This window comes from Enterococcus ratti (assembly GCF_001886195.1).
GTDB classification, from domain to species: Bacteria; Bacillota; Bacilli; order Lactobacillales; family Enterococcaceae; genus Enterococcus_B; species Enterococcus_B ratti.
Genome location: NZ_JXLB01000003.1, coordinates 123,175 through 148,720, shown reverse-complemented (window position 1 = coordinate 148,720; position 25,546 = coordinate 123,175). Strand labels below are relative to the sequence as shown.

The following is a 25,546-nucleotide window of genomic DNA, read 5'->3' as shown; positions in this document are numbered from 1 at the left end:
TTTTTTTACTTGTAACCTCAAAGTTAGTCTTTTTTTTTTGATATTTTATACACTGGTAATCTGTCGAAATATCCCCTGTCCTTCCCAGTAATATAGACAAAATCTGTCTGTTTACTAGACTTTTCTCTATCTTAGATATACTTAATATAGTATCATCATTTAAAGTTATTTCGTACTTTTTTATACTCTACCTTAAACTGACTTTCTTCTGCTAAAATATCTATCGGCTAACAGTATCCAATAAATCTTTGTCCTGATTATCAAAAAATACTTAGACAGAAACCTGCCGTCGGCTAAACTAATTATCATCAACCCTACAAAATAATAAGCTAATTTCCAAATTTTCCTTAACCATCATCATGTTTGATATTTTCACTTATACGGCGGAAACCATAAAAACTTCCTAGTGAATTTGCACCTTTAGGAGTGCCTGTTTGGACGGTACGCACAATAAATTTAAATCAGTTTAACATTAACACCTCAGTATATGGTATCTCCACATATACACGGTCTTTCTTTGGATAGCACTCAATATTTATATTGATAGCACTCCCATTGTCTAATGTAACTTTAGCCCTGTATATGTTATCTCCATTTTCATGAGTGATCGTCACATCATCACATGGATGATGTACCTGCTATCAGCACTATTAAAGCAAATAAAAAAAGGGACTTCCTGTATAAGGGCTACCCTAATCATGTAATGAGTAAAGTAGCTAGGAAGTTCCCTAATATGAAAATAATCAAAGTCCATGGCTTTAGAAAGACCCCTGCCACATTGCTTTTTGAAGCAAGTGCTCAAGTAAAAGACGTACAAGATAGATTAGGGCATTCTTCATCTAAGACAACCATGGATATCTATATCCAAGTATCGAAAAATCGACAAGAAGAAACAGTTGAACTGTTCGACTCCTACATGAATGCGTGATATACGGAGTCAGTCGATACGATAAGGACTCATTTATTCTCACGAATCCGTTCGTATCAATACTTTACACTTCGACTTTTGCAATCTTGCCTTGTTCAATATAGACCATCAAAATGCTCAAGTCAGCTGGGTTTACTCCACTGATACGACTTGCTTGAGCAATTGTTTCTGGTTGAATTTTTTGCAATTTTTGTTTTGCTTCTGTCGCCAAGCCATTAATTGCTCCATAATCAATATTTTTTGGTATTTTTTTAGCTTCCATTCGTTTCAACTTTCCTACTTTTTCAAGCGCTTTTTTAATATATCCTTCATATTTGATTTGAATTTCTACTTGTTCGATTTCTTTCACTGTCAATCCTTGGTTTTCTGGTATAAACTTTAATAAATCACGGTAGCTAATTTCTGGTCGTTTTAGAAAATCACTAGCTAAAACACCATCTTTTAATGGTGCTGCCTTGAGTTGATTTAAAAAGAACTGAACTTCTTCTGTAGGCTTAATCCGAATACGCATTAATCGCTTGATTTCTTCTTCTACTGCAGCTTTTTTCTTTAAATAAGCACCATATTGTTCTTCTTTTACTAACCCCACACGATACCCCATTTCCGTCAACCGCAAATCGGCGTTATCATGTCGTAAAAGAAGACGGTATTCCGCACGAGAAGTCAGTAGACGATAAGGTTCGTTCGTTCCTTTTGTAACTAAATCATCAATCATCACCCCAATATATCCATCACTTCGTTTCATAATTAATGGCTCTTTTCCTTGGATTTTCAACACAGCATTAATTCCTGCAATTAACCCTTGACCAGCCGCTTCCTCATAACCACTTGTTCCGTTAGTCTGACCTGCTGTATAAAGATTTTCAATTAATTTGGTTTCTAACGTTGGTCGTAACTGATGAGGTTCTACTACGTCATATTCAATGGCATAACCTGTACGCATCATTTCAACTTTTTCTAATCCAGCAATAGAGTGAAGCATGTCAACTTGAACATCTTCTGGCAAAGAAGTCGATAACCCCTGCACATACACTTCTTCGGTATGCAATCCTTCTGGTTCTAAAAACAATTGATGACGAGGTTTGTCAGCAAAACGAACAATTTTATCTTCGATAGACGGACAATAACGAGCACCAACCCCTTCAACAACTCCGGTGAACATCGGCGCACGATGTAAGTTATCACGAATGATTTTGTGCGTTGTTTCGCCTGTGTAAGTCAACCAACAAGATTCTTGATCTAACTTATAGGCACAATCGGATGTACTAAAACTAAAATGATTCGGTTCTTTATCGCCCGGTTGTTCTTCAGTCACTGAATAATCAATCGTACTAGATTTTACGCGAGGAGGCGTGCCTGTTTTAAAGCGATCAATCGCAAATCCCAACTCTTTCAAGTTGTTGGCTAATCCAACAGATGGTTGGGAATTATTCGGTCCAGATGAATATTTCAATTCACCAATGATGATTTCACCACGTAAAGCCGTTCCAGCCGTAATGACTACTGCCTTCGCGCGATAACTTGCACCCGTGGAAGTAACTACTCCTCGACAAATTCCTTCTTCAACGATTAACTCTTCAACGATTCCTTGACGCAATGTTAAATTCGGTTCTTTTTCGATGGTATGCTTCATTTCTGTTGAATACGCATGCTTGTCTGCTTGCGCCCTTAATGCACGTACGGCAGGTCCTTTCCCTGTATTTAACATTCTCATCTGAATGTAAGTTTTATCAATATTTTTACCCATCTCACCGCCTAACGCATCAATTTCTCGAACGACTACACCTTTTGCCGGCCCTCCTACCGATGGATTGCATGGCATAAAAGCAACCATGTCTAGATTGATTGTCAATAATAGTGTTTTTGCGCCCATTCTAGCTGCAGCTAATGCGGCTTCTGATCCTGCATGTCCTGCACCGACAACAATAACATCATAGGCAGCTGCTTGATAACGATTCAAAAATAGTTCCTCCTTTTACTTTCCTAAACAAAATTGACTAAATAATTGAGTAATCAATTCATCTTGTACACTGTCTCCTACAATTTCTCCTAAGTAATCCCAACAACGTGTCATATCAATTTGCACTAAATCAACTGGCATACCAGCTTCAATCCCTGATATTACTTCTTCTAATGACAACAAAGCTTTTTCAAGCAAAGCAATATGTCGAGTATTAGAAACATAAGTAGCATCTTTTTCACCAGTTTGACCACCAAAAAATAAATCAGCAATGGCTTTTTCTAATTGATCTAATCCTTCATTTTGGACCACTGAAACCGCAAAAACTGGTTCATCATTTTTTAACCAATGTTTCAATTCTTCTTTTTCTAGTTTTTGAGGCAAATCGGTTTTATTTAAAAGAATTATTCGCTTTAATCCTTTAGTTGCTTCTAATAGTTGCTCATCTTCGGTTGTTAATGCTTCACTTTGATTCAAAATTAATAAAATCAAATCAGAAGCAGATAATGCTTTCTTACTTCTTTCTACACCAATTCGCTCAACGACATCTTCAGTTTCACGAATACCTGCTGTATCGATTAATTTTAACGGAACACCACGTACATTTACATATTCTTCGATTACATCACGAGTCGTTCCAGCAATATCCGTAACGATAGCTTTTTCTTCTTGTAACAGATAATTCAATAAACTAGATTTTCCTACATTGGGACGACCAATGATTGCGGTACTCAATCCTTCACGAAGTACTTTTCCTTGTTTTGAAGTAGCTAGTAGTGTTTGAATGCTTCGTTGAATCATAGTTGCCTTTTCAAGTAATAACCTTGTTGTCAGTTCTTCCACGTCATCATATTCAGGATAATCAATATTTACTTCAACTTGAGCAAGTGTTTCTAAAATTTCCTGTCTTAAGGAACGGATCAAAGCAGACAAATTCCCATCCAATTGATTTAGCGCTAAATCAATTGCTTTATCTGTTTTTGCACGGATCAAATCCATCACAGCTTCAGCTTGAGAAAGATCGACACGACCATTCAAAAACGCGCGTTTCGTAAATTCGCCCGGCTCGGCTAATCTTGCCCCTTCGCGTAATAAAAGTTGTAAAATTTGATTAACTACGATCATGCCACCATGACAATTGATCTCTACAACGTCTTCGCGCGTAAAAGTTTTAGGGGCTAACATAATTGAAACCATTACTTCATCTATTACCTGTTGATTTTTGGGATCAACAATATGTCCGTAATGAATCGTATGACTTGGTACTTGCGACAAGCTTTTTTTTCCACCACGATAAACTTTATCCGCTAACCGCACAGCTTGATCGCCACTTAAGCGAACAATACTGATTGCCCCTTCGCCTGGTGGGGTTGAAATTGCCGCAATGGTATCAAATTCTAACGTAATTTCAGCCATTTTTTCACTCCTTCTTTGAATTTGCACACAAAAAAAGTGCCTACTTCACCCTTTATAAAATGGTGAACCTAGCACTTTGACTGCTTGTTCATGATTGAATTCTGAACATACATTATCATATTTAATAAAAAGAAACAAGTCTAAAATTAAATCTCCAACTACTTTTACTTTACCGTTACTTTTTTAGTATACGAATTAATTTTTGCCAAATTAAAAATAGCCGTTTTTACTAATCAGTTACGTAAAGAAACAAAAAAACTGAACAAAACATGTATGTGCTTTGTTCAGTCCTTTTTTATCAAAGTCAGTGACTACTACATCGCATACTCTGATAAGAATGATTTCTAGTAAAATATACTGTGTTTAAAAAATTTTGTCAACGTGATTCTATCAAATAATAAAGACTAGCAAATAATCATCCTATTGAATAAAACTATACATATGTACTATCAAGTTTCTATTTATGCAAAATAAAATTGATTCTAAAACATTTTCATTGCTTGCTTCATTTCTTATAGAATAAAAAATACGACTAACACATTTTTTCAACAAGATAACCACTATCTACTTTGCTCTTTACTCTCTGCTTTTTGCATTACTTGGTGCACCTTTTCATAGATTTCGTTATGTTTAATAGGCATCAAACATGGAGTTTCCTCTTGAGCAATTTTTACATAAAGTTTTTTCATCTTCATTTTTGTTTCCACAGGAAGTATAGAAAATTCTGCTTTCTTTTTAGAATATTCTACCTTGATGTCATCAACAAATTTATCAAATTCAACATCTTTTAATTCTTCTTTTGCAGCTTCTATAAGCATTTTATCTAAATTTTTCACTTGTTTATATTTTACAAAAGTTTGTCCTTTGATTTTTTCTTCTTGTGGTTCTCCTAACGCATATTTAAATGCCATAGATAAATTTTTAATACCACAATTCCCCAATATTTGCGAATTTGCCGCACATTCTAGATAATAACTTTTTTCTGCGTGACGATGCAGCTTATTTAAAGGGTACTCAATTCTTGTATCATAATGGAGAAGGTTACGATACTTATCTTTAAATAATAATATTCTTAAACCTAAATTTCGAAACAAGTGAAACCATCTTAAATCTTTCAATCTTGGATTAAGTTGTCCTATGCGAATCGCTTTTGAAATATTTTTTATATTTTCCTTTGTCTCTTTAAATTCATAAACATATATTGGTCGTAATTGCTTAGATTTTGAATCTATCCATAATTTCTCTAACGCTGTTAAGTCATTCAGACGACTCAATTTTTCTGATTCAGTCAAATTATTATAACTCTCAGATTTCTCTGTATTCGATAAATTATTCCACCTATCCCACTTAGCTAGTCTTGCCAGTTTATAAAACTTCTCTTCAGTAAGATTTTCATCAATAGATGGTTTTTCATTAGGAACAAGTTGACCACCTTTATTGCAAACTTTTATTTTAATTTTATCTTCTTCTTTTTGTATAACTAGACTTACACTATGACCAACAATTTCTTCGTTGGACATCAAAAAATAGCTTATTGGTATAATCAAAAAACTATCTGGATTATTATTTTCTAACGCTTTCATGCATGACTTAAAATATTTAGTGTTATAACTACACCCTATACTATTTTCTAAAGAATCTTTTAATTTCTCGACTTTTCTGTCTTTAAATTGTTCAGGATGTTTTTCAATTGCTTTTTTATACAAATACATAAATTCTACAATGTAATTATACTCGTTTCCATAGTTTACATCTTTGTTATTTTTTAACAAATTCCATTTTTGATAAAAGATGTTTCGCATATCAAGTCCGTACTTATCTTTTTCCCTAGTGTAATTTTTACGTGCCTTATTAACTTCTTTGTTCATCTTTTCTTTTATTTTATTATCCATTTCTATGCCCGCCTTTTTCTTTCTACACCTTCATAATAAAATAATTGTTTTTAGGGAGAAAATTTTTTATAAATTTAGAAAAAATTTTTTCCTAAATAAAGAACACTAAAAAGTGATAGCGCTTATTTTGTTTAATAATATAAAAATGAATTTTTTTGATCTATCTCTCTACGGATTTCAACATCTCTATCTTATCATTCTCCTTAAATATTGAACTTTTTGCATATGATGAATGTCCTTGCGCGTATTCTTTTGCAACTTTTAATTTTAATAAATAACTTTCACTTGTTTTTTCTTGCTTCACCTGTTGATTCACCTTCTTAAAATCAATAGGCTTAATGTGTCTTTGTTCTTTTGCATGTTCTTGCACAGCATTTAAGAACAACTCTTTTTCTACTAATTTTTCAGCTCTGGGAAGATTCGAAAATGCCCTTTTCTTTTCAGTGAAAATGGCATAGTTGTTCTCAATAAATTCACTATAATCTTTTTTATTGAACACTTCTTTAGCGGTTTTTATAAGCATTTGATCCAAATTCTTAACTTGTTTACATTGATCATACTCTTTTTTATTAATCTCTACCTTGTCTTTATAGCCTAATACATATTTGAATGCCAAACCCACATTTTTTACGCCACAGCCACCTATCATTTGCGAACTTGCAGCATAGTTTTCAAACTTACACTCCATTGCATGACGATGAAGTTTCTTTAAAGGATACTCTATTTTTTTATGATAATACAAAAAATTTTTATCTTTAAAAATGGTCATCAAACTTACATCTTTATCTCGAAACAAACTTATCATATCTCGCCATTTAGGAGTATTTCTTCCTATGCGAATAGCTTTTGAAATGGCTTCTATACTTTCCTTTGATTCTTCAAACACATAAACATATATTGGTTTTAGCTGTCTAGCATCCAAATCTAACCACAATTTTTCTAGTTCCACTGAATAATTCAGACAATCTGATGTCTCTTGTTCACTAAGACTATTCCAAAATTCAACTTTCTCTGTATCCGAAAAATCACACCAATTTTCCCATTGATGCAACATCGCTATTTTATCCAATTTCTCGACAGAAATTTTTTGATCAATCAGCGGTCTTTCATTAGGCACAAGTTGACCGCCTTTATTACAAACTCTTACTTTAATTTTATTGTCTTCTTTTTGTATAATCAGACTTACACTATGACCATCACGACTGCTATGTTCTGATGTTTCTTGACTATAAATGATTGGTACAACTAAAAAACTATCCGGATCATTATTTATTAAATCTTTCATACATGACTTAAAATATCTGTTATCATAACTACATCCTATACTACTGTTTAAGGAATCAGTTAATTTCTTTATATTTCTACCATTTTCAATAAATTGTTGAGGATTTTTTTCAATCACTTTTTTATACAAATACATATACTCTAAAAGATTATTATATTTTTCTCCTGCTTTATCTCCTACCTCATTGGAGGACCAATTCCATCTCTGATTAAAGGTGTTTTTCATTTCAATAGAATACGTTTCATTATCCTTTACATATTTTTTATGAGCTTTTTCAACAATTTTCATCATTTTTTTTCTTGTTCTATCTTTCATTTTTACTCTATCCTTCCCCCTCACATGCCCTCACGATAGCATGGATTATTTTAACGAAAAAAACTTTTTTTTATAAATAGAGAAATAAAGATTTCTTGAATAACACCATACAAAAAAGAAGTTCCTAAAAGTAAAGTTGTTCACTTTTAGGAACTTCAGCGATTGTGGTATTCTTAATTAGCAAGAATACCGTTAATTTCATTGTATGCTTTCGAAAAACAGATTTTATAAAAAATAAACCAATGAGTAACTATTAATCGAAAGAACTTCTTTATTTAATTATAACTTATAATCGTTTTTTCATAGGTTCCACTACAAGATAACGATAAGGTTCATTTCCTTCAGAGTGCGTTTTAACGTACTCATTCTTACTTAACGTTGCGTGAATTTGTTTTCTCTCAAATGCAGGCATCGGTTCCAAAAACACAGGTTGTCCCGTTCGAATGGCTTTTGCGGCAGTTCGTTCCGCCAAACGCTGAATAATTTCTTGTCTTTTTTCACGATAATTACCAACATTTACTACAACAGATAGTTTATTTTTTGCAATGCGATGAATGAAAACTTGCGCTAAATATTGTAACGCATTTAATGTTTTCCCATGTTTACCAATTAAAACTCCTTGTTTTTGTGTTTCTAACTGAAAAACGATATCATTTGTTTCCCGTTTTACTTTTACTAATGCAGGTGCTTCTAATTGCTTGGTAATATCAGTGAGATAGACTGCTAATTCCGTTAAAGCTGCTTCTTCTCCTAATTTATTTACTCCTTCTTCCACTTCTTTTGGTTCGTCTTCAAAAAAGATTTCAGTTGTTTCAGTTTCACCCGATGAATCTTCCAAAACTTCTTCTACTGTTTCTTCAATTGTTTCTGAAACTTTTTCGCTAAGTGAAGGTTCTATCTTAAGTTCTGCATTTTTACGCCCTAGTCCAAAAAATCCCTTTTTTCCTTCTTCAAGAATTTCGATTTGGACTTGTTCTTTCTCTAATCCTAAATCTTTTAATCCAAGCTTTATCGCTTCTTCGATTGTTGCAGCTTTATAAATCGGCATTAACATTCCCTCCCTTATTTTTTACGTTTTTTCTTAGGATTCATCGCTTTTTTTAGCGCTCGTTCTTTTTCACGAATTTTTCGTGCTTCTTCTTCTCGCTCTTTTCTAATTTTAAAAGGATTATTGATAAGTAACGTTTGTACTACTTGAAAGGCATTTGATATGACCCAATACAGTGAAAGACCACTTGCTAGATTTACCCCCATGACTAAAATCATTACTGGCATAACAACATTCATGATCTTCATTGAAGCATTTGATTCAATTTGACTCATATTACTTAGATAGGTGCTTGCAAAAGTAAATATCGCAGCAAGGATTGGTAAGATAAACGTCGGATCAGCCGTTCCCAGATTAAGCCATAAAAACTGTCCTTGTTTTAATTCAGGTACACGTGAAATAGCTTGCCATAAAGCCATCAAAATGGGCATTTGCACAAATAAAGGTAAACATCCAGCGTAAGGATTCACGTTATTTTCAGCATATAAACGTTGTTGAGCTTCACGCAATTTACTTTGCGTTTCAGGATCTTTTGAACGATATTCTTGTTGCAAGGCTTTTAATTTGGGTTGAAGTTCTTGTGTTTTTCGCATGCTTTTTGTTTGAAAATGCATTAAAGGCATGAGTATTACACGTATAATCAAAGTGAATAAAATGATCCCAATCCCTGCATTTCCAAAAGACAATGCTTTAATCGCTTCTGCAAAATAATAAACAATATAGCGATCCCAAATTCCTGTACTTTGTGCACTTACTTCTCCAGTTCCACAACCAGATAAAACAATAACTAAACTAATAATGCTTACCACTAAAAGTAAACGTTTGTATTTCTTCACTTACTCTTTTCCTTTCTATTGATTATTTTTGCAAGTTTTAAGACATGGACTAGATTGGAACGAATTTCATCATAAGTTAGTCCTTTGACACTTGGCCTTGCAATTACGATAAAATCCAATTCCGGATCGATCGTATCTTTTATAGAATAGATCGCCGCACGAATCTTACGCTTTACATCATTGCGACATACGGCATTGCCGACTTTTTTTCCCACCGAAAGTCCAACACGAAAATGCAGTTGACCTTTTTTTTCTAAACGGTAAACGACAAATTTACGATTAGCAAATGACGCTCCTGTATGGAATACATTTTGAAATTCTCGTTCTTTTTTTACTCGGTATGCTTTTTTCATTCGCTTTCTTTCCTTTTCTATCTCTCACTTACGTCCATAATCATAACATATTTCTCTTTATTCTTTCATCATTTCCCTAAAAAAGGAAACAAAAAAAACCACTGAAACCCCAGTGGCTTAAGCAGAAAGGACTTTTCTTCCTTTACGACGACGGCTAGCTAAAACACGACGACCGTTTTTAGTACTCATACGTTTACGGAATCCGTGAACTTTTTGACGTTTACGTTTGTTTGGTTGGTATGTTCTTTTCATGTATTCCACCTCCAAAAATTCTTATCTACTGCTTAAACACAGACATACTTTGATAGTATAACGACAAATAGGGTATTTTGTCAACCTGTAAAAAAGCAATCTCATTTAAAAGCATCCTTTACTTTTCCACAGGAATTGATTTTTAGTATTAATTTATTTGTGGAAAAAGTTATGCACATTAATTATACACAACATTTTTTTAGTATTTTTACACAGAATAAACACCTGTATAAAAATAATCCACAAACAAAAAAAAATGGTGGATTAAATTCAAAAACAACTGGTAAATATAGTTTTTTTATCCACAAACAAGTTGTAATAATTTCTCTAAAGAAGTACTTATCCACATGTTAATTACTCTTGTGGATAATTTTTTTCCTCACTTGTTCTTTTTTCTATAAACAATTTCTTAATTATGTGGATAATATTAAAAATAAATTTTTTCTGTTCTTTCTGTGGAAAACTAGAAAGAAAAATGATAAATTAATACTAGTTATTCACTTTTTAATGAAGGAGGAAGCCTTACATGGTATCCCTCAATGCTTTATGGAATGAATTAAAAACAAATTATCAAAAAGAACTCTCTCCAGCTAGCTACAATACTTGGATTGAAACTGCTCACCCTCGTTCACTGGATCAAAATCAGTTAGTAGTTGAAGTACCAAGTAAAATACACAAAGAATATTGGGAGAAAAACTTAACGACAAAAATTGTCGAAGTTGGCTACATGTTAACTGGTAAAGAAATAATCCCGCGATTCGTTACGGGTGAAGAGATGGAACAAGAAGTAGTTGAGGAAATAAAGAATTCAAAAAGTGCGGTTGTAGATTCAATAAAAAAAGCGATGCTAAATCCTAAATATACTTTTGACACTTTTGTTATTGGTAAAGGAAATCAAATGGCACATGCTGCAGCTCTAGTAGTAGCAGAAGACCCGGGTTCTATTTATAATCCTTTATTCTTTTATGGTGGTGTTGGTCTTGGTAAAACACACTTGATGCACGCTATTGGACACCAGATGCTGTTAAGCCAGCCTGATGCAAAAGTCAAATATGTTAGTAGTGAAACATTTGCAAATGATTTTATCAACTCTATTCAAAACAAAACAGCCGAAGATTTTCGTCAAGAGTACAGAAATGTCGATCTTTTACTCGTAGATGATATTCAATTTTTTGCCGAAAAAGAAGCAACACAAGAGGAATTTTTCCATACGTTTAATGCACTTTATAATGAGGGAAAGCAAATTGTATTAACGAGTGATCGTTTGCCAAATGAAATACCTAAACTGCAAGAACGTTTAGTTTCACGTTTTGCGTGGGGACTATCAGTCGACATTACACCTCCTGATTTAGAAACCAGAACAGCTATTTTGCGAAAAAAAGCAGCGGCTGAACGTTTAGAAATTCCTGATGATACTCTTAGTTATATTGCAGGTCAGATCGATTCTAACATCCGGGAATTAGAAGGAGCGCTTGTTCGAGTGCAAGCATTTGCAGCTATGAACAGTGAAGATATATCAACTAGTTTAGCCGCTGATGCATTAAAAACCTTAAAATCCGGAAAAGGACATCCGCAACTTTCAATCTTGCAGATTCAAGAAGAAGTTGCCAAATATTATCATATCCAATTAAAAGATTTAAAGGGAAAAAAACGTGTAAAATCAATTGTTGTTCCACGACAAATTGCCATGTATTTAGCTAGAGAACTAACAGATAGTTCTTTGCCAAAAATAGGCGCTGAATTTGGAGGAAAAGATCATACAACAGTTATTCATGCTCATGAAAAAATTCAACACTTGATTGAGTCAAGTGTCAGTATGCAAAACGAAATATCTGAAATCAAAAATTTTCTTTTAAACTAGTCTAAAAAATTGAAAAAACGCTTTGTGGATAAAAAGAAAAAATAGAGGGAAGTTATACACATCTTTTCCACAGCGGTTTTTTCTTTTATCTTCTTTATTTTTTTAGTTTTCCACAGAATCAACAGGACCTAATACTTTTATTATTTTTATACTTAATAATAAATAAACTTTTAAAAGGAGACTCATCATGAAAGTTACGTTAAATCGAGCAAGTTTTATGCAAGAATTGCAAACTGTTCAACGAGCTATCTCAAGTAAAACGACCATTCCAATATTGACGGGGGTTAAGATTACCTTAAATCAAGAAGGATTGACGTTAACAGGAAGCAACGCAGATATATCTATTGAAACGCTACTGTCAGCAGAAAATGAAAAAGCACAAATGCAAATCGAATCCACAGGCTCAATTGTGTTACAAGCACGTTTCTTTAGTGAAATTATTCGTCGTTTACCGGAAGAAACATTTACGATGGAAGTCTTAGAAAACAAACAAGTTGCTATTACTTCAGGAAAAGCTAATTTTTTAGTAAATGGGTTAAACGCAGAAAATTATCCACATTTACCAGTTGTTGAAAGTCATAATCAAATAAAATTACCTGTTCATGTTTTGACAAAATTAATTAATGAAACGGTATTTGCTGTTTCTCAACATGAAAGTCGTCCAATTCTTACCGGAGTGCATTTCATTTTAGAAGGCAGTTCTCTTTTAGCTGTGGCCACGGATTCTCATCGCTTAAGTCAACGAGAAATTCCAGTGGAACAAGCTGCTGATCAATTTAATATTGTGATTCCCGGCAAAAGTTTGATTGAACTTGCTCGTTCTTTGACAAATGAAGAAGAAATGGTTGAAATTAGTATTATGGAAAATCAAGTTCTTTTTAAAACAGAAAACATGTATTTCTATTCTCGTTTGTTAGAAGGAAACTATCCTGATACAAACCGTTTAATTCCTTCAAGTTTTAATACAGAAGTTGAATTTTCCGTACCAAGTTTTCTTGCTGCAATTGAACGTGCTTCCTTGCTTTCTCATGAAGGACGCAACAATATTGTTCGTCTGTCTATTCAAACTGATGCAGTCATTTTATATGGAAATTCTCCTGAAATTGGAAAAGTGGAAGAAAGCTTAAATTACGTCACCAGTAGTGGTGATCCTCTTGATATTTCTTTTAATCCAGATTATATGAAAGCTGCATTACGTGCTTTTGGAGAAATGAACATCAAAGTGAAATTTATTTCTGCGATACGTCCGTTCACTTTAGAGCCTACAGAAGCTGGAGGACAGTTTATTCAATTGATTACTCCTGTGCGTACCAATTAAATTTTTTAAACATTAAAAGAGTAATGATAAAAAATAAACAAAAAGCCTTAAAATCACTTTTAAGGCTTTTTGTTTATTTTAGTTTAAATCACCTTTTTTTACTTAAATCCTCTTATATGTAAAAATATATGGATAAATTTGTTTTCTTCTCTAAAAAAAGGTATAATGAAGTATACATTTATTATTGAAAAAGAGGGATGAATATTGAAGCAGCAAGTCATTCTAAAGACGGAATTTATGACGTTAGGTCAAATGCTAAAAGAAGTCACGATTATTAGCAGTGGTGGGCAAGCAAAATGGTATTTAGCTGATCACGCTGTTTTAGTAAACGGCGAACCGGAAAATCGTCGTGGACGAAAACTTTATCCCGGCATGATGGTTGAAGTTCCAGAAGTAGGAACTTTTTTTATGGTAAAAAAAGGAATAAATGATAATGAGGCTGAATAAGCTTTTTCTAAAAAATTATCGAAACTATCAGGAATTACAAGTAAATTTTACTAAAAATCTTGTCATTTTTTTAGGAGAGAATGCTCAAGGTAAGACGAATCTTTTGGAAAGTATCTATGTTTTAGCTATGACTAGAAGTCACCGTACTAATAATGAACAAGAATTAATTGGTTGGAATCATGATCAAGCCTTGATTCAAGGAGAGATTACAAAAGGTACGACCCAATTCCCTCTAGAAATCTTGCTTTCAAAAAAAGGGCGCAAAACTAAAATTAATCATATTGAACAAAAAAAGTTGAGCAGTTATGTGGGACAATTGAATGTTATTTTATTTGCCCCAGAAGATCTTTCTTTAGTGAAAGGAAGCCCGCAAATAAGAAGAAAATTTCTTGATATGGAATTAGGACAAATTAATCCTATCTATCTTTATGATTTAGTTCAGTATCAAGGAATTTTAAAGCAAAGAAATCAGTATTTAAAACAATTGAATGAAAAAAAACAAACAGATTTATTGTATTTAGATATTCTATCCGAGCAGTTAGCTCAATTTGGCAGTAAAGTGTTGCAAGCTCGAGCTCAATTTGTCCGGCAATTAGAATTTTGGGCAAACATTTTGCATCAACAGATTACACATCAAAAAGAACAGTTGGAGATTGTTTACGTCACTGCAATTTCTTCTTTACTTTCACGTACTCAAGAAGAGATAAAAAAACAATTTTTAACGCTACTGAACCAAAATCAAAAGAAAGACTTGTTTCGAGGAACGACGACGATAGGCCCCCATCGTGACGATCTTTCTTTTTTCATCAATCAAAAAAACGTACAAATTTATGGTTCGCAAGGGCAGCAGCGTACTACTGCATTAAGTGTCAAATTAGCTGAGATTGATTTAATCAAAGAAGAAACAGGGGAATACCCAATCCTCTTACTTGATGATGTGATGAGTGAATTAGATGATCATCGGCAACTACATTTGTTAGAAACGATTGAAGGTAAAGTACAGACTTTCTTGACAACGACGACGCTTGACCATGTGAAAAAGAAAATGACCGTTGAACCAGAGATTTTTTATGTTCAGCAAGGGGAAATAAAAGGAGAAGAAAGTTAAATGACAGATGAGAGAAGTTTAGTAGAACGCGCAAAGGATTATGATGCCAGTCAAATTCAAGTTCTTGAAGGACTTGAGGCTGTTCGCAAACGTCCGGGCATGTATATTGGTTCGACAAGTTCTGAAGGTTTACATCACTTAGTTTGGGAAATTGTGGACAATTCAATTGATGAAGTACTAGCAGGATTTGCAACAAAAATTCAAGTAGTCATTGAAAAAGATAATAGTATTACAGTAGTGGATGATGGTCGAGGAATACCAGTTGATATCCAAGCGAAAACAGGTCGTCCAGCAGTAGAAACTGTATTTACTGTTCTTCATGCTGGCGGCAAATTTGGCGGAGGCGGTTATAAAGTATCAGGTGGATTGCATGGTGTCGGTTCTTCAGTTGTTAATGCTCTTTCTACTCAATTAGATGTAAAAGTCTATAAAGACGGCAATGTTTATTATCAGGAATATCGTCGTGGTGCTGTAGTAAATGATTTGAAAATTATTGAACAAACTGATCGTCATGGAACAACGGTTCATTTTATGCCGGATCCGGAAATTTTCACAGAAACGACGATTTTTGATTTTAATAAATTAGCTACACGCGTTCGTGAGTTAGCGTTTTTAAATCGCGGAATGAAAATCTCAATTGAAGACAAACGGGAAGAATCACCTGTTATGAAAGAGTATCATTATGATGGTGGGATTAAGAGCTATGTCGAATATTTAAATGCCAATAAGACAGTTATTTTCACAGAACCTGTTTACTTAGAGGGGGAACAACAAGAAATTACCGTTGAAGTTTCGATGCAGTATACTGACGGCTATCATTCTAATATCATGAGTTTTGCCAATAATATTCATACTTATGAAGGGGGAACACATGAATCAGGGTTTAAAACAGCTTTGACGCGTGTGATTAATGACTATGCTCGCAAGCAAAAGCTCATGAAAGAAAATGATGATAATTTGACTGGAGAAGATGTAAGAGAAGGCCTAACTGCGGTTATTTCCATTAAGCATCCTGATCCTCAATTTGAAGGACAGACAAAAACAAAACTTGGAAATTCAGAAGTTCGTACGGTAACTGATCGTCTATTCAGTGAGCACTTTATGAAATTCTTGTTGGAAAATCCAAGTGTAGGACGTCAAATTATTGAAAAAGGATTGTTAGCCTCTAAAGCTCGCTTAGCTGCGAAACGAGCAAGAGAAGTGACGCGACGAAAAGGGGCATTAGAAATTAGTAATTTGCCGGGGAAACTGGCAGATTGTTCAAGTAACGATCCAGAAAGGTGCGAACTATTTATCGTCGAAGGAGATTCGGCCGGCGGTTCGGCTAAGCAGGGACGAAATCGTGAATTTCAAGCGATTTTACCTATTCGCGGGAAGATCTTAAATGTTGAAAAAGCTAGTATGGATAAAATATTAGCTAATGAAGAAATTCGTTCGCTGTTTACTGCCATGGGTACAGGCTTTGGGGAGGACTTTGATGTTTCCAAAGCGCGTTATCATAAATTAGTGATTATGACAGATGCTGATGTTGATGGTGCGCATATACGTACCTTATTGTTAACCTTATTTTATCGTTACATGCGACCAATCGTGGAGGCCGGTTATGTTTATATTGCACAGCCTCCTCTGTATGGCGTAAAACAAGGGAGAAAAATTACGTATGTGCAGCCAGGAAAAAATGCTGAAGAGAAACTAAAACAAGTGGTTGCTTCGCTTCCTGCTTCTCCTAAGCCAAGTGTTCAACGTTACAAAGGACTTGGGGAAATGGATGATCACCAGTTATGGGAAACAACAATGGATCCAAGTAATCGAATGATGGCTCGTGTTAGCGTAGATGATGCGATTGCGGCTGACCAAATTTTTGAGATGTTGATGGGAGATCGTGTAGAACCTCGTCGTGCATTTATTGAAGAGAACGCACATTATGTAAAAAATTTAGATATCTAGTCATGAAGGAGGAAAAAAATGAGTGAAGAAATCAGAGAAAACATCCATGATGTCAATCTAACCAGTGAAATGAAAGACTCCTTCATCGATTATGCGATGAGTGTTATTGTTGCTCGTGCACTACCAGATGTTCGAGATGGGTTAAAGCCTGTGCATCGCCGGATTTTATATGGAATGAATGAACTAGGTGTAACACCTGATAAAGCCCATAAAAAATCTGCTAGAATTGTTGGAGATGTTATGGGTAAGTACCATCCTCATGGAGATAGCGCAATCTATGAATCAATGGTACGAATGGCACAACCATTTAGTTATCGCTATATGCTGGTTGACGGTCATGGAAACTTTGGTTCTGTCGATGGTGATGGAGCTGCTGCAATGCGATATACCGAAGCACGTATGAGTAAAATAGCAATGGAAATGTTACGTGATATCAATAAAAACACTGTAGACTTTCAGAGTAACTACGATGATACAGAAAAAGAACCGGTCGTACTTCCTGCACGTTTTCCTAACCTTTTAGTTAATGGAACAACAGGGATTGCAGTAGGAATGGCTACAAACATTCCTCCTCATAATTTGGCGGAAGTGGTTGCGGCGATTGATTTGTTAATGGATAATCCAGAGGTGACAACCAATGAATTAATGGAAGTTCTACCTGGTCCTGATTTTCCAACAGGTGGATTGGTTATGGGAAAATCAGGCATTCGTCGAGCATATGAAACAGGAAGAGGATCCATTACGGTTCGAGCAAAAGTAGAAATTACAGAAATGCCAAATGGAAAAGAACGAATTATCGTTACTGAACTTCCTTACATGGTGAATAAAGCAAAGCTCATTGAACGAATTTCAGAGTTACATCGAGACAAACGAATTGAAGGAATCACAGATTTAAGAGATGAATCGTCCCGCGAAGGCATGCGTATTGTCATTGATATTCGTCGTGATGCAAGTGCGTCTGTAATTTTGAACAATTTATATAAATTGACTTCTTTACAAAATTCGTTTGGATTTAACATGTTGGCGATTGAAAAAGGTGTGCCGAAAGTTTTAAGTTTGAAACAAATCCTTGAGAATTACATTGAACATCAACGTGAAGTGATTACACGCCGTACGATTTTTGAAAAGGAAAAAGCAGAAGCGCGTGCCCATATTCTTGAAGGATTGCGTATTGCATTGGATCATATTGATGAAATCATTGCAATTATTCGCGGTTCTAAATCTGATGATGAAGCAAAATCAACAATGATTAAACGTTTTGAATTATCTGATCGTCAAGCTCAAGCGATTTTAGATATGCGTTTACGTCGTTTAACTGGTTTGGAACGTGAGAAAATTGAAAATGAGTACCAAGAATTGTTGAAACTGATTGAAGATTTAGCCGATATTCTTGCTCGTCCAGAACGTGTGACTGAGATTATTAAAGCAGAATTAGCAGAGTTAAATCAACGCTTTGGTGATAAACGTCGAACAGAATTACTTGTTGGTGAAGTACTAAGTCTGGAAGATGAAGATTTGATAGAAGAAGAAGAAATCGTTATTACGTTAACAAATAATGGTTATATCAAACGTTTAGCTAATAATGAATTTCGTGCTCAACGAAGAGGTGGACGGGGAGTTCAAGGAATGGGTGTGCATGATGATGATTTTGTAAAGAATCTTATTTCATGTTCTACTCATGATACGTTGTTATTCTTTACGAATAATGGAAAAGTTTATCGTGCAAAAGGGTATGAAATTCCAGAATATGGCAGAACAGCTAAGGGGATTCCAATCATCAATTTGTTAGGAATTGATTCCAGCGAAAAAATTCAAGCGATTATTGCGGTAACCGGACAAGCAAAGGAAGGACATTATTTATTCTTTACGACTCGTCAAGGAACGGTTAAGCGAACGATGGTTACTGCTTTTGCTAACATTAGAAGTAATGGTTTAATTGCGATTGGTTTAAAAGAAGGCGATGAATTAGTCAATGTTTTGCTAACAGATGGTCAATCCAACATTATTATTGGGACGCATAAAGGTTACTCCGTAACTTTCACTGAATCCGCCGTTCGTGATATGGGACGGACAGCCTCAGGCGTTAGAGGAATACGTTTAAGAGAAGACGACTATGTAGTAGGTGCTGCATTAATGAATGAAAATCATGAAGTTTTAGTTATCACCGAAAAAGGTTACGGTAAACGAACGAAGGTGGCAGAATATCCAGTGAAAGGTCGTGGAGGTAAAGGGATCAAGACAGCTAATATTACTGAAAAAAATGGTCCGTTAGCTGGACTGGTAACGGTTGTTGGAGAAGAAGATATCATGTTGATTACAGATAAGGGTGTGATCATTCGGTTTAACGTAGCAACAGTGTCACAAACTGGTCGTGCTACATTAGGAGTACGCTTAATCAAGATGGAAGCAGACACGAAGGTTGTAACAATGGCAGCAGTTGAACCAGAAAATGCAGAAGAGACGATAGATGAAATAAATTTATCAGCAGAATAAGTAGGTGAAAAGCAGATGTGCTTTTTCACCTGCTTTTTCTACTTACTCTCTTGCTTTTATTATGAATTACCTGTATAATTAAAGCTTGTGAGTAGTCTAATTTATTAGAAAACTCTCCTTGCTCTTGGGAACCTAAGAGCCGAAAGTCCATAGGGAGGTGAAAATCAATGGAAAATACGAAATATGAAATTATGTATATTATTCGTCCAAACATTGATGAAGAAGCAAAAACTGCTTTAATCGAACGTTTTAATACCATCTTGAAAGATAACGGAGCAGAAGTAATCGAATCTAAAGATTGGGAAAAACGCCGTTTCGCATATGAAATGAACGGTTACCGTGAAGGAATTTATCACATCGTTAAAGTATCTTCTCCATCATCTGCATCGGCAGTCAATGAATTTGATCGTCTTGCGAAAATCAATGATGATATCATTCGTCACATGATTGTTAAAGAAGAAGCTTAAAGAATTGTTTCACATGAAACAAAAACAATGATGAGAGGAGATGAATTTTTTGATTAATAATGTTGTACTAGTTGGACGTCTAACGAAAGATCCAGATTTACGATATACCTCAAGTGGTACGGCAGTAGCAACGTTTACTTTAGCTGTTAATCGTAATTTTACTAGCCAAAATGGCAATCGTGAGGCTGACTTTATTAATTGCGTGATTTGGCGTAAATCGGCAGAGACTTTGGCTAATTATGCGCGTAAAGGAACTCTTTTGGGAGTGACGGGACGTATACAAACTCGTTCTTATGACAATCAACAAGGTCAACGAGTCTATGTAACGGAAGTAGTTGCAGATAACTTTCAGCTATTGGAAAGTCGTGCTGCCGCTGAAAATCGTCAGCAAAACGGCGGATACCAAAGCTCTGGTCCATCGACAAATAATTTTGGCGGAAGTAATAATTATAATCAAACATCTCAATCATCCAACGGTATGCCAGATTTTGATCGTGATAATTCTGACCCATTTGGCTCGAGTTCAACGATCGACATTTCAGATGATGACTTACCATTCTAAATGAATTTGATAGGAGGGAAATAGAATGGCACAACAAAGAAGAGGCGGACGTAAACGTCGTAAAGTAGACTATATTGCTGCTAACCATATTGAATATATCGATTATAAAGATATTGAATTACTAAAAAGATTTATCTCAGAACGCGGGAAAATCTTACCACGTCGTGTAACAGGTACGGGTGCTAAAAATCAACGTAAAATTACTGTTGCAATTAAACGTGCGCGTATCATGGGTTTATTACCTTTCGTAAGCGAAGATTAATCAAAAAAATGAAATCAAACCATCCTTTAAAAGGATGGTTTTTTGTTTTGCATGTTTTGCGTATTTTATCGAGTCTAACGATATAACAAAAGGAAGCGATAGGTAGAAGAAAAGTGAAATTTTATTCGAGAGGTTTTCTTCACATCGATAACTGATTTTGGATGAAATGTTATAGCAAACAAATGCCAATCGGATTGATTAATAGCTTTAAAAAAGCAAAATAGCTATTTTATAGCTGTTTAGTTGTTTAACTAAACCATCAATTATTGGTTTAGTCGCTTGAAGGTAGGAAGTTATGGTAAAATAGAACTAATTAATTATGGGAGGAAGAAGATGGAAAAAGAAAACTTAACCCCTAGACCTCTCTTCATTTTTTTATTTTTGTTGTTTGAAGTACTGATTGTGTTGTTTATGCCGTTTCGGGTTATTAGTGCTTTAGTTATTCTTTTAATGAATTTATTGGGGATTCGTAGTTGGTTTAAATTAAAACGATGGCTCACGTTAAAAAAACGTGAAAAAATTCAACAGGCTTCAACGGTTGCTGAAACAAATCTTGCCTATGTATCAGAAGTAATGCCAGTAGGAGTCATTGCTTATCAACCTTCCAGTCAAAAAATTGAATGGTTAAATCCCTTGGCTTTAAAAATTAAAGACCAAAGTAGATTAACGGAAGAAGAATTACTTGATGCATTTTTTAATGCAAAAGAAAAAAAACAAATATATCTTGCAGATAAAACGTTTCAATTTGAAATGGATACTGTGAAAGGGGTCATCTACTTTAATGATATTACTCAAAATCAATTATTGAAACTTCATCAAGTAAATATTCAACCTGTTATTGGTATTTTATCTATTGATAATTATGCAGATGCAATTGATAAATTAGATGATAAAGAAATTTCTTATCTTAATTCTTTTGTTACTACGCTTGTTTCTGACTGGATGAATGAATATCATGTATTTTTTAAAAGAATTAATGCTGAGCGTTTTTTCTTTGTGACTCAGAGAATCAATTTAAAAAAAATGATGGATAAGAAATTTGATTTATTGGATCGATTACGTGCAGAAGCTGAAAGACAAAATTTACCTATTACGCTAAGTATGGGGATCGCTTATGGGCAAGAGTCGTTAGATGAAATCGGTGGAGAGGCTCAAAATAATCTTGATATTGCGTTAGTAAGAGGTGGAGATCAAGTTGTAGTAAAAGAAATGCGTGAAGGAGCGAAACCAATTTATTATGGCGGCAAGTCAGCTAAAACAATCAAGCGAACACGAGTAAGATCGCGGGCGATGAGTACGGCACTTCGTAAAATTTTTGATGAAACCGGCGATGTATTTATTATGGGGCATAAATTTCCTGATATGGATGCCATTGGTTCGGCTTTTGGAATCAGTTGTTTAGCGCGGTTCAATCAAAAAAAAGCTTATATTGTATTGAATGAAAATGAAATCATTCCAGATGTAGAACGCTGTTTGGAAGAAATCCATAAGCATTCGGAATTAGAAGCACAGTTAATTTCACCAAAAAAGGCGATGGAACTTAAGAAAGAAGAGGATTTGCTTGTGATGGTCGATTACCATAAACCGTCGCTATCCATCTCTCAAGAATTATATGAGCAATTTGATAAAATTGTTATTATTGATCATCATCGCCGCGGGGAAGAATTTCCAAGTAAGCCATTGTTAACGTACATTGAATCTTCTGCTTCATCAACTTCTGAATTAGTAACAGAGCTTATTCAATATCAAAGTAATCGTAGCAATCGCTTAGATCGTTTTATAGCTACTTTATTGCTAGCAGGTATGACGGTTGATACGAATAGTTTTAACGTAAGGACAACTGCACGAACTTTTGATGTTGCAAGTTATTTAAAGTCTTGTAGTGCGGACGCTTCCCTAGTACAATATTTATTGAGCTCAGATTTAGAAACTTATCTGGAAATTAGTCACTTGATTGCTCAAAGTGAATATGTGACTTCAGATATTGTTGTTGCAGCAGGAACAGATGAAAAAGAATACAATAGTGTAATTGCAGCAAAAACCGCAGATACTCTTCTTTCAATGATTAACATCAATGGTGCATTTGTCATCACAAAACGAACAGACGGACTCGTTGGAATCAGTGCTCGAAGTACAGGAACAATCAATGTCCAAGTGATTATGGAATCCTTGGGTGGAGGTGGTCATTTTACAAATGCTGCTACCCAATTGGAGAATGTTACAGTAGAGGAAACAAAGCAGCGTTTATTGGCTACAATCAAAGAAAATAGAAACCAACTATATGATAAGGAGTAATAGACATGAAAGTCATTTTCTTACAAGATGTAAAAGGTAAAGGAAAAAAAGGTGAAATAAAAGAAGTGCCGACTGGTTATGCACAAAATTATCTATTAAAAAATAATTTAGCAAAGGAAGCAACGAAAAGCAGTATTAGTCAACTAGCTGGTCAGAAAAAAGCTCAGGAAAAGCATGAAGCTGAAGTTTTAGAAGAAGCAAAAAAACTAAAAGAGCTTTTGGAAAAAGAGGATACTGTAGTAGAACTCAAAGCAAAAGCAGGAGAAGATAGTCGTTTATTTGGTTCGATTCCTTCGAAGCAAATTGCAGAAGGATTAAATAAACAATATCAAATAAAGTTGGATAAACGTAAAATTGAACTGAATAATCCAATTCGAACGTTAGGTTATACTAACGTACCAGTAAAATTACATCATGAAGTAACAGCAACGATTAAAGTGCATGTTGTTCAAGAATAGCTAGTTAATGTCTAGGAAAAGGCGGACGTTAAGCTGCAATGAATGTATTTCTTTTTAAGATTCGAGAGGGATTTTATCTATATGTACTACATGTTTCTTGAAGTCATTAGGAAGAAGTTACTATATAATATAAACCGGATCATCCAAAAAGAGTAGTACTTTCTGGGTGATCTGGTTTGTTGTTCGCATAAGCTATTTTTAAAAGAGGATTTATTTCATTTACGTGCTTGGAGAGAATAGTTCTTCCTTTTTTCCGCTTAATTATTACTTATTTAGTAAAAACTAATGCATTAAAAGAATGGTTGGATAATATTTAGAATTTTGTATTGTTGATTGAAATTTTGGATAGGGAAATCAGGTACAAGTTCTTTCTGAGTATTTTTTCTTACTGCACAGATAAATCTTCTTTTTTAGAATAAAGAATGGTTAAACAAACTTTTTCAAAGTGACTTTTTTACAATTTTCTTGTAAAATGAAGCAATTGAAGACAAGGAGCGATAGGTATGAACGAAGTGTGGCAGGACCGAATTCCACCGCAAAGTATAGAAGCTGAACAAGCGGTTTTAGGAGCTATTTTTTTAGATGCTGAAACGATCATTGATGCCATGGAGTACATAGAATCGAAAGACTTTTATCGTCGGGGACATCAAATTATTTTTGAAGCAATGAAGGAATTAAATGATCGAAGTGAAGCGATTGATGTAGTGACAGTAAAAGATCGTTTGGAACAAGCTAATTTATTGGAAGATGCTGGTGGTTTAAGTTATCTTTCAGAGTTAGCATTAGCCGTACCGACTGCGGCAAATATTGTTTATTATGCGAAAATTGTTGAAGAAAAATCATTGCTTCGGACGTTGATCCAAACAGCCACAAGAATTGTCACAAAAGGTTTTGAACAAGGAGAAGAAGTTCAGACAATTTTAGATGATGCAGAACGTAGCATTTTAGAAGTATCTGAGAAAAGAAATCGCAGTGGTTTTTTATCTATTGCAGAAGTGTTGAATTCAACCATTGAAAATATTGATCAATTAGCTCAAAATAATGAGGAAATTACTGGACTTCCTACTGGTTATCAAGGATTGGATAGAATGACCGCTGGATTGCAGCCAGAAGAATTGATTATCTTAGCTGCTCGTCCGGCAGTCGGAAAAACAGCTTTTGCCCTAAATATTGCGCAGAATGTGGGGACGAAAACAGATCGTTCGGTAGCTATTTTTAGTCTTGAAATGGGGGCGGAATCACTTGTGAATCGGATGCTTTGTGCAGAAGGTTCAATTGAAGCAAGCCACTTACGTACTGGACAGCTTTCTGAAGAAGAATGGTCAAATTTGATTGTTGCAATGGGAAGTTTGTCACGAGCAAATATTTTTATTGATGATACTCCCGGGATAAAAATTTCAGAAATACGAGCAAAATGTCGAAAATTAGCACAAGAAAAAGGAAATTTGGGATTGATCTTAATTGATTATTTACAGTTAATTGAAGGAAACGGTAGAGAAAATCGCCAACAAGAAGTATCAGAGATTTCTCGTCAATTAAAGAAACTAGCCAAAGAACTAAAGGTACCTGTTATTGCATTATCACAGCTTTCTCGTGGTGTTGAACAGCGACAAGATAAACGTCCGGTGTTAAGTGACATTCGTGAATCTGGCTCCATTGAACAAGATGCAGATATTGTTGCTTTCTTATATCGGGATGATTATTATGAGAGAGATGGTGGCGAAGACGGTGAAGAAAATGAGCCGAAAAATGATAATGTGATTGAAGTAATCATTGAAAAAAACCGTAGCGGTGCTCGTGGTACGGTGGAATTACTTTTTATCAAAGAATACAATAAATTTTCTTCCTTATCACCAAGAGAAGAATACTAATTTTGTGTTATCATTAAAACTAAGTGAAAAGTGAGTGGAAGTAATTCTGCTTAATGTTCGTATTTTAATCTTTTTTATAAAATAAATAAAATTATTATTCGATTTTAGTTGAATAAGTATTAAGTTGTTGTTAAAATAATTCAGGATTAAATAAAATAAAACGAGGTGTTCA

21 protein-coding genes and 1 pseudogene are annotated in these 25,546 nt (G+C 34.5%); 14 read left to right on the top strand and 8 right to left on the bottom strand.

Going from position 1 to position 25,546, the window contains the following annotated elements; all coding sequences use genetic code 11:
• Positions 1-619 precede the first annotated feature (619 nt).
• Positions 620-928, top strand: a pseudogene (locus RV14_RS02380) (tyrosine-type recombinase/integrase); the annotation flags it as partial.
• A 64-nt stretch (positions 929-992) separates the two neighbouring features.
• On the opposite strand, the gene mnmG reads toward RV14_RS02380, so the two are convergent.
• The 8 genes from mnmG to rpmH all read right to left on the bottom strand — a co-directional run bounded on the left by mnmG (position 993) and on the right by rpmH (position 10,285).
• The gene (gene mnmG, locus RV14_RS02375; protein ID WP_071854727.1) at positions 993-2,888 is read right to left on the bottom strand and encodes a tRNA uridine-5-carboxymethylaminomethyl(34) synthesis enzyme MnmG; all 1,896 of its coding nucleotides are present in this window, start codon (positions 2,886-2,888) and stop codon (positions 993-995) included.
• Between the two features lie 15 nt (positions 2,889-2,903).
• Positions 2,904-4,304 (bottom strand): tRNA uridine-5-carboxymethylaminomethyl(34) synthesis GTPase MnmE, encoded by a 1,401-nt coding sequence (mnmE, locus tag RV14_RS02370; protein ID WP_071854726.1) that lies wholly within the window; start codon positions 4,302-4,304, stop codon positions 2,904-2,906.
• A gap of 560 nt (positions 4,305-4,864) precedes the next feature.
• Entirely contained in the window at positions 4,865-6,196 is a 1,332-nt protein-coding gene (locus RV14_RS02365) for a hypothetical protein (protein WP_071854725.1), read from the bottom strand.
• 160 nt (positions 6,197-6,356) lie between these two features.
• Positions 6,357-7,796, bottom strand: coding sequence for a hypothetical protein (locus RV14_RS02360; protein ID WP_071854724.1), 1,440 nt, complete (start codon positions 7,794-7,796; stop codon positions 6,357-6,359).
• A gap of 286 nt (positions 7,797-8,082) precedes the next feature.
• Positions 8,083-8,844: an RNA-binding cell elongation regulator Jag/EloR gene (gene jag, locus RV14_RS02355; RefSeq protein ID WP_071854723.1), complete on the bottom strand. Its 762-nt coding sequence runs from the start codon at positions 8,842-8,844 to the stop codon at positions 8,083-8,085.
• A 14-nt stretch (positions 8,845-8,858) separates the two neighbouring features.
• Positions 8,859-9,680: a YidC/Oxa1 family membrane protein insertase gene (locus RV14_RS02350; RefSeq protein WP_071854722.1), complete on the bottom strand. Its 822-nt coding sequence runs from the start codon at positions 9,678-9,680 to the stop codon at positions 8,859-8,861.
• Positions 9,677-10,033 (bottom strand): ribonuclease P protein component, encoded by a 357-nt coding sequence (gene rnpA, locus RV14_RS02345; protein ID WP_071854721.1) that lies wholly within the window; start codon positions 10,031-10,033, stop codon positions 9,677-9,679. Before rnpA ends, RV14_RS02350 begins: the two co-directional genes overlap by 4 nt.
• A 117-nt stretch (positions 10,034-10,150) precedes the next feature.
• Positions 10,151-10,285: a 50S ribosomal protein L34 gene (rpmH, locus tag RV14_RS02340; protein ID WP_002293121.1), complete on the bottom strand. Its 135-nt coding sequence runs from the start codon at positions 10,283-10,285 to the stop codon at positions 10,151-10,153.
• A 526-nt stretch (positions 10,286-10,811) separates the two neighbouring features.
• Between rpmH and dnaA the strand changes: the two genes are divergently transcribed.
• From dnaA to dnaB, 13 genes are all read left to right on the top strand, one after another.
• Positions 10,812-12,146: a chromosomal replication initiator protein DnaA gene (gene dnaA / locus RV14_RS02335; RefSeq protein WP_071854720.1), complete on the top strand. Its 1,335-nt coding sequence runs from the start codon at positions 10,812-10,814 to the stop codon at positions 12,144-12,146.
• Positions 12,147-12,333: 187 nt separating this feature from the next.
• Complete coding sequence (gene dnaN, locus RV14_RS02330; protein ID WP_071854719.1) at positions 12,334-13,464, top strand: DNA polymerase III subunit beta; 1,131 nt, start codon at positions 12,334-12,336, stop codon at positions 13,462-13,464.
• A 204-nt stretch (positions 13,465-13,668) separates the two neighbouring features.
• Entirely contained in the window at positions 13,669-13,911 is a 243-nt protein-coding gene (gene yaaA / locus RV14_RS02325; protein WP_071854718.1) for a S4 domain-containing protein YaaA, read from the top strand.
• Entirely contained in the window at positions 13,898-15,019 is a 1,122-nt protein-coding gene (gene recF, locus RV14_RS02320) for a DNA replication/repair protein RecF (RefSeq protein ID WP_071854717.1), read from the top strand. The genes yaaA and recF overlap by 14 nt, the downstream gene beginning before the upstream one ends.
• On the top strand, positions 15,020-16,966 hold the full coding sequence (gene gyrB, locus RV14_RS02315; protein WP_071854716.1) for a DNA topoisomerase (ATP-hydrolyzing) subunit B: 1,947 nt from the start codon (positions 15,020-15,022) through the stop codon (positions 16,964-16,966).
• A gap of 18 nt (positions 16,967-16,984) precedes the next feature.
• Complete coding sequence (gene gyrA / locus RV14_RS02310; RefSeq protein ID WP_071854715.1) at positions 16,985-19,459, top strand: DNA gyrase subunit A; 2,475 nt, start codon at positions 16,985-16,987, stop codon at positions 19,457-19,459.
• A 167-nt stretch (positions 19,460-19,626) separates the two neighbouring features.
• A complete protein-coding gene (gene rpsF, locus RV14_RS02305; RefSeq protein WP_071854714.1) occupies positions 19,627-19,926 on the top strand; it encodes a 30S ribosomal protein S6 in 300 nt (99 codons plus the stop codon).
• Between the two features lie 49 nt (positions 19,927-19,975).
• Positions 19,976-20,488, top strand: coding sequence for a single-stranded DNA-binding protein (ssb, locus tag RV14_RS02300; protein WP_071854713.1), 513 nt, complete (start codon positions 19,976-19,978; stop codon positions 20,486-20,488).
• Between the two features lie 25 nt (positions 20,489-20,513).
• Positions 20,514-20,750, top strand: coding sequence for a 30S ribosomal protein S18 (gene rpsR, locus RV14_RS02295; RefSeq protein ID WP_002288370.1), 237 nt, complete (start codon positions 20,514-20,516; stop codon positions 20,748-20,750).
• A gap of 8 nt (positions 20,751-20,758) precedes the next feature.
• The gene (locus tag RV14_RS12980; protein ID WP_425429249.1) at positions 20,759-20,836 is read left to right on the top strand and encodes a hypothetical protein; all 78 of its coding nucleotides are present in this window, start codon (positions 20,759-20,761) and stop codon (positions 20,834-20,836) included.
• Positions 20,837-21,083: 247 nt separating this feature from the next.
• Positions 21,084-23,045 carry a DHH family phosphoesterase gene (locus RV14_RS02290; protein WP_071854712.1) on the top strand — a complete coding sequence of 654 codons (1,962 nt, stop codon included), beginning with the start codon at positions 21,084-21,086 and terminating at the stop codon, positions 23,043-23,045.
• Between the two features lie 5 nt (positions 23,046-23,050).
• Positions 23,051-23,503, top strand: coding sequence for a 50S ribosomal protein L9 (gene rplI / locus RV14_RS02285; RefSeq protein WP_071854711.1), 453 nt, complete (start codon positions 23,051-23,053; stop codon positions 23,501-23,503).
• 503 nt (positions 23,504-24,006) lie between these two features.
• Positions 24,007-25,374 (top strand): replicative DNA helicase, encoded by a 1,368-nt coding sequence (gene dnaB, locus RV14_RS02280; protein WP_071854710.1) that lies wholly within the window; start codon positions 24,007-24,009, stop codon positions 25,372-25,374.
• The last annotated feature ends 172 nt before the right edge of the window (positions 25,375-25,546 follow it).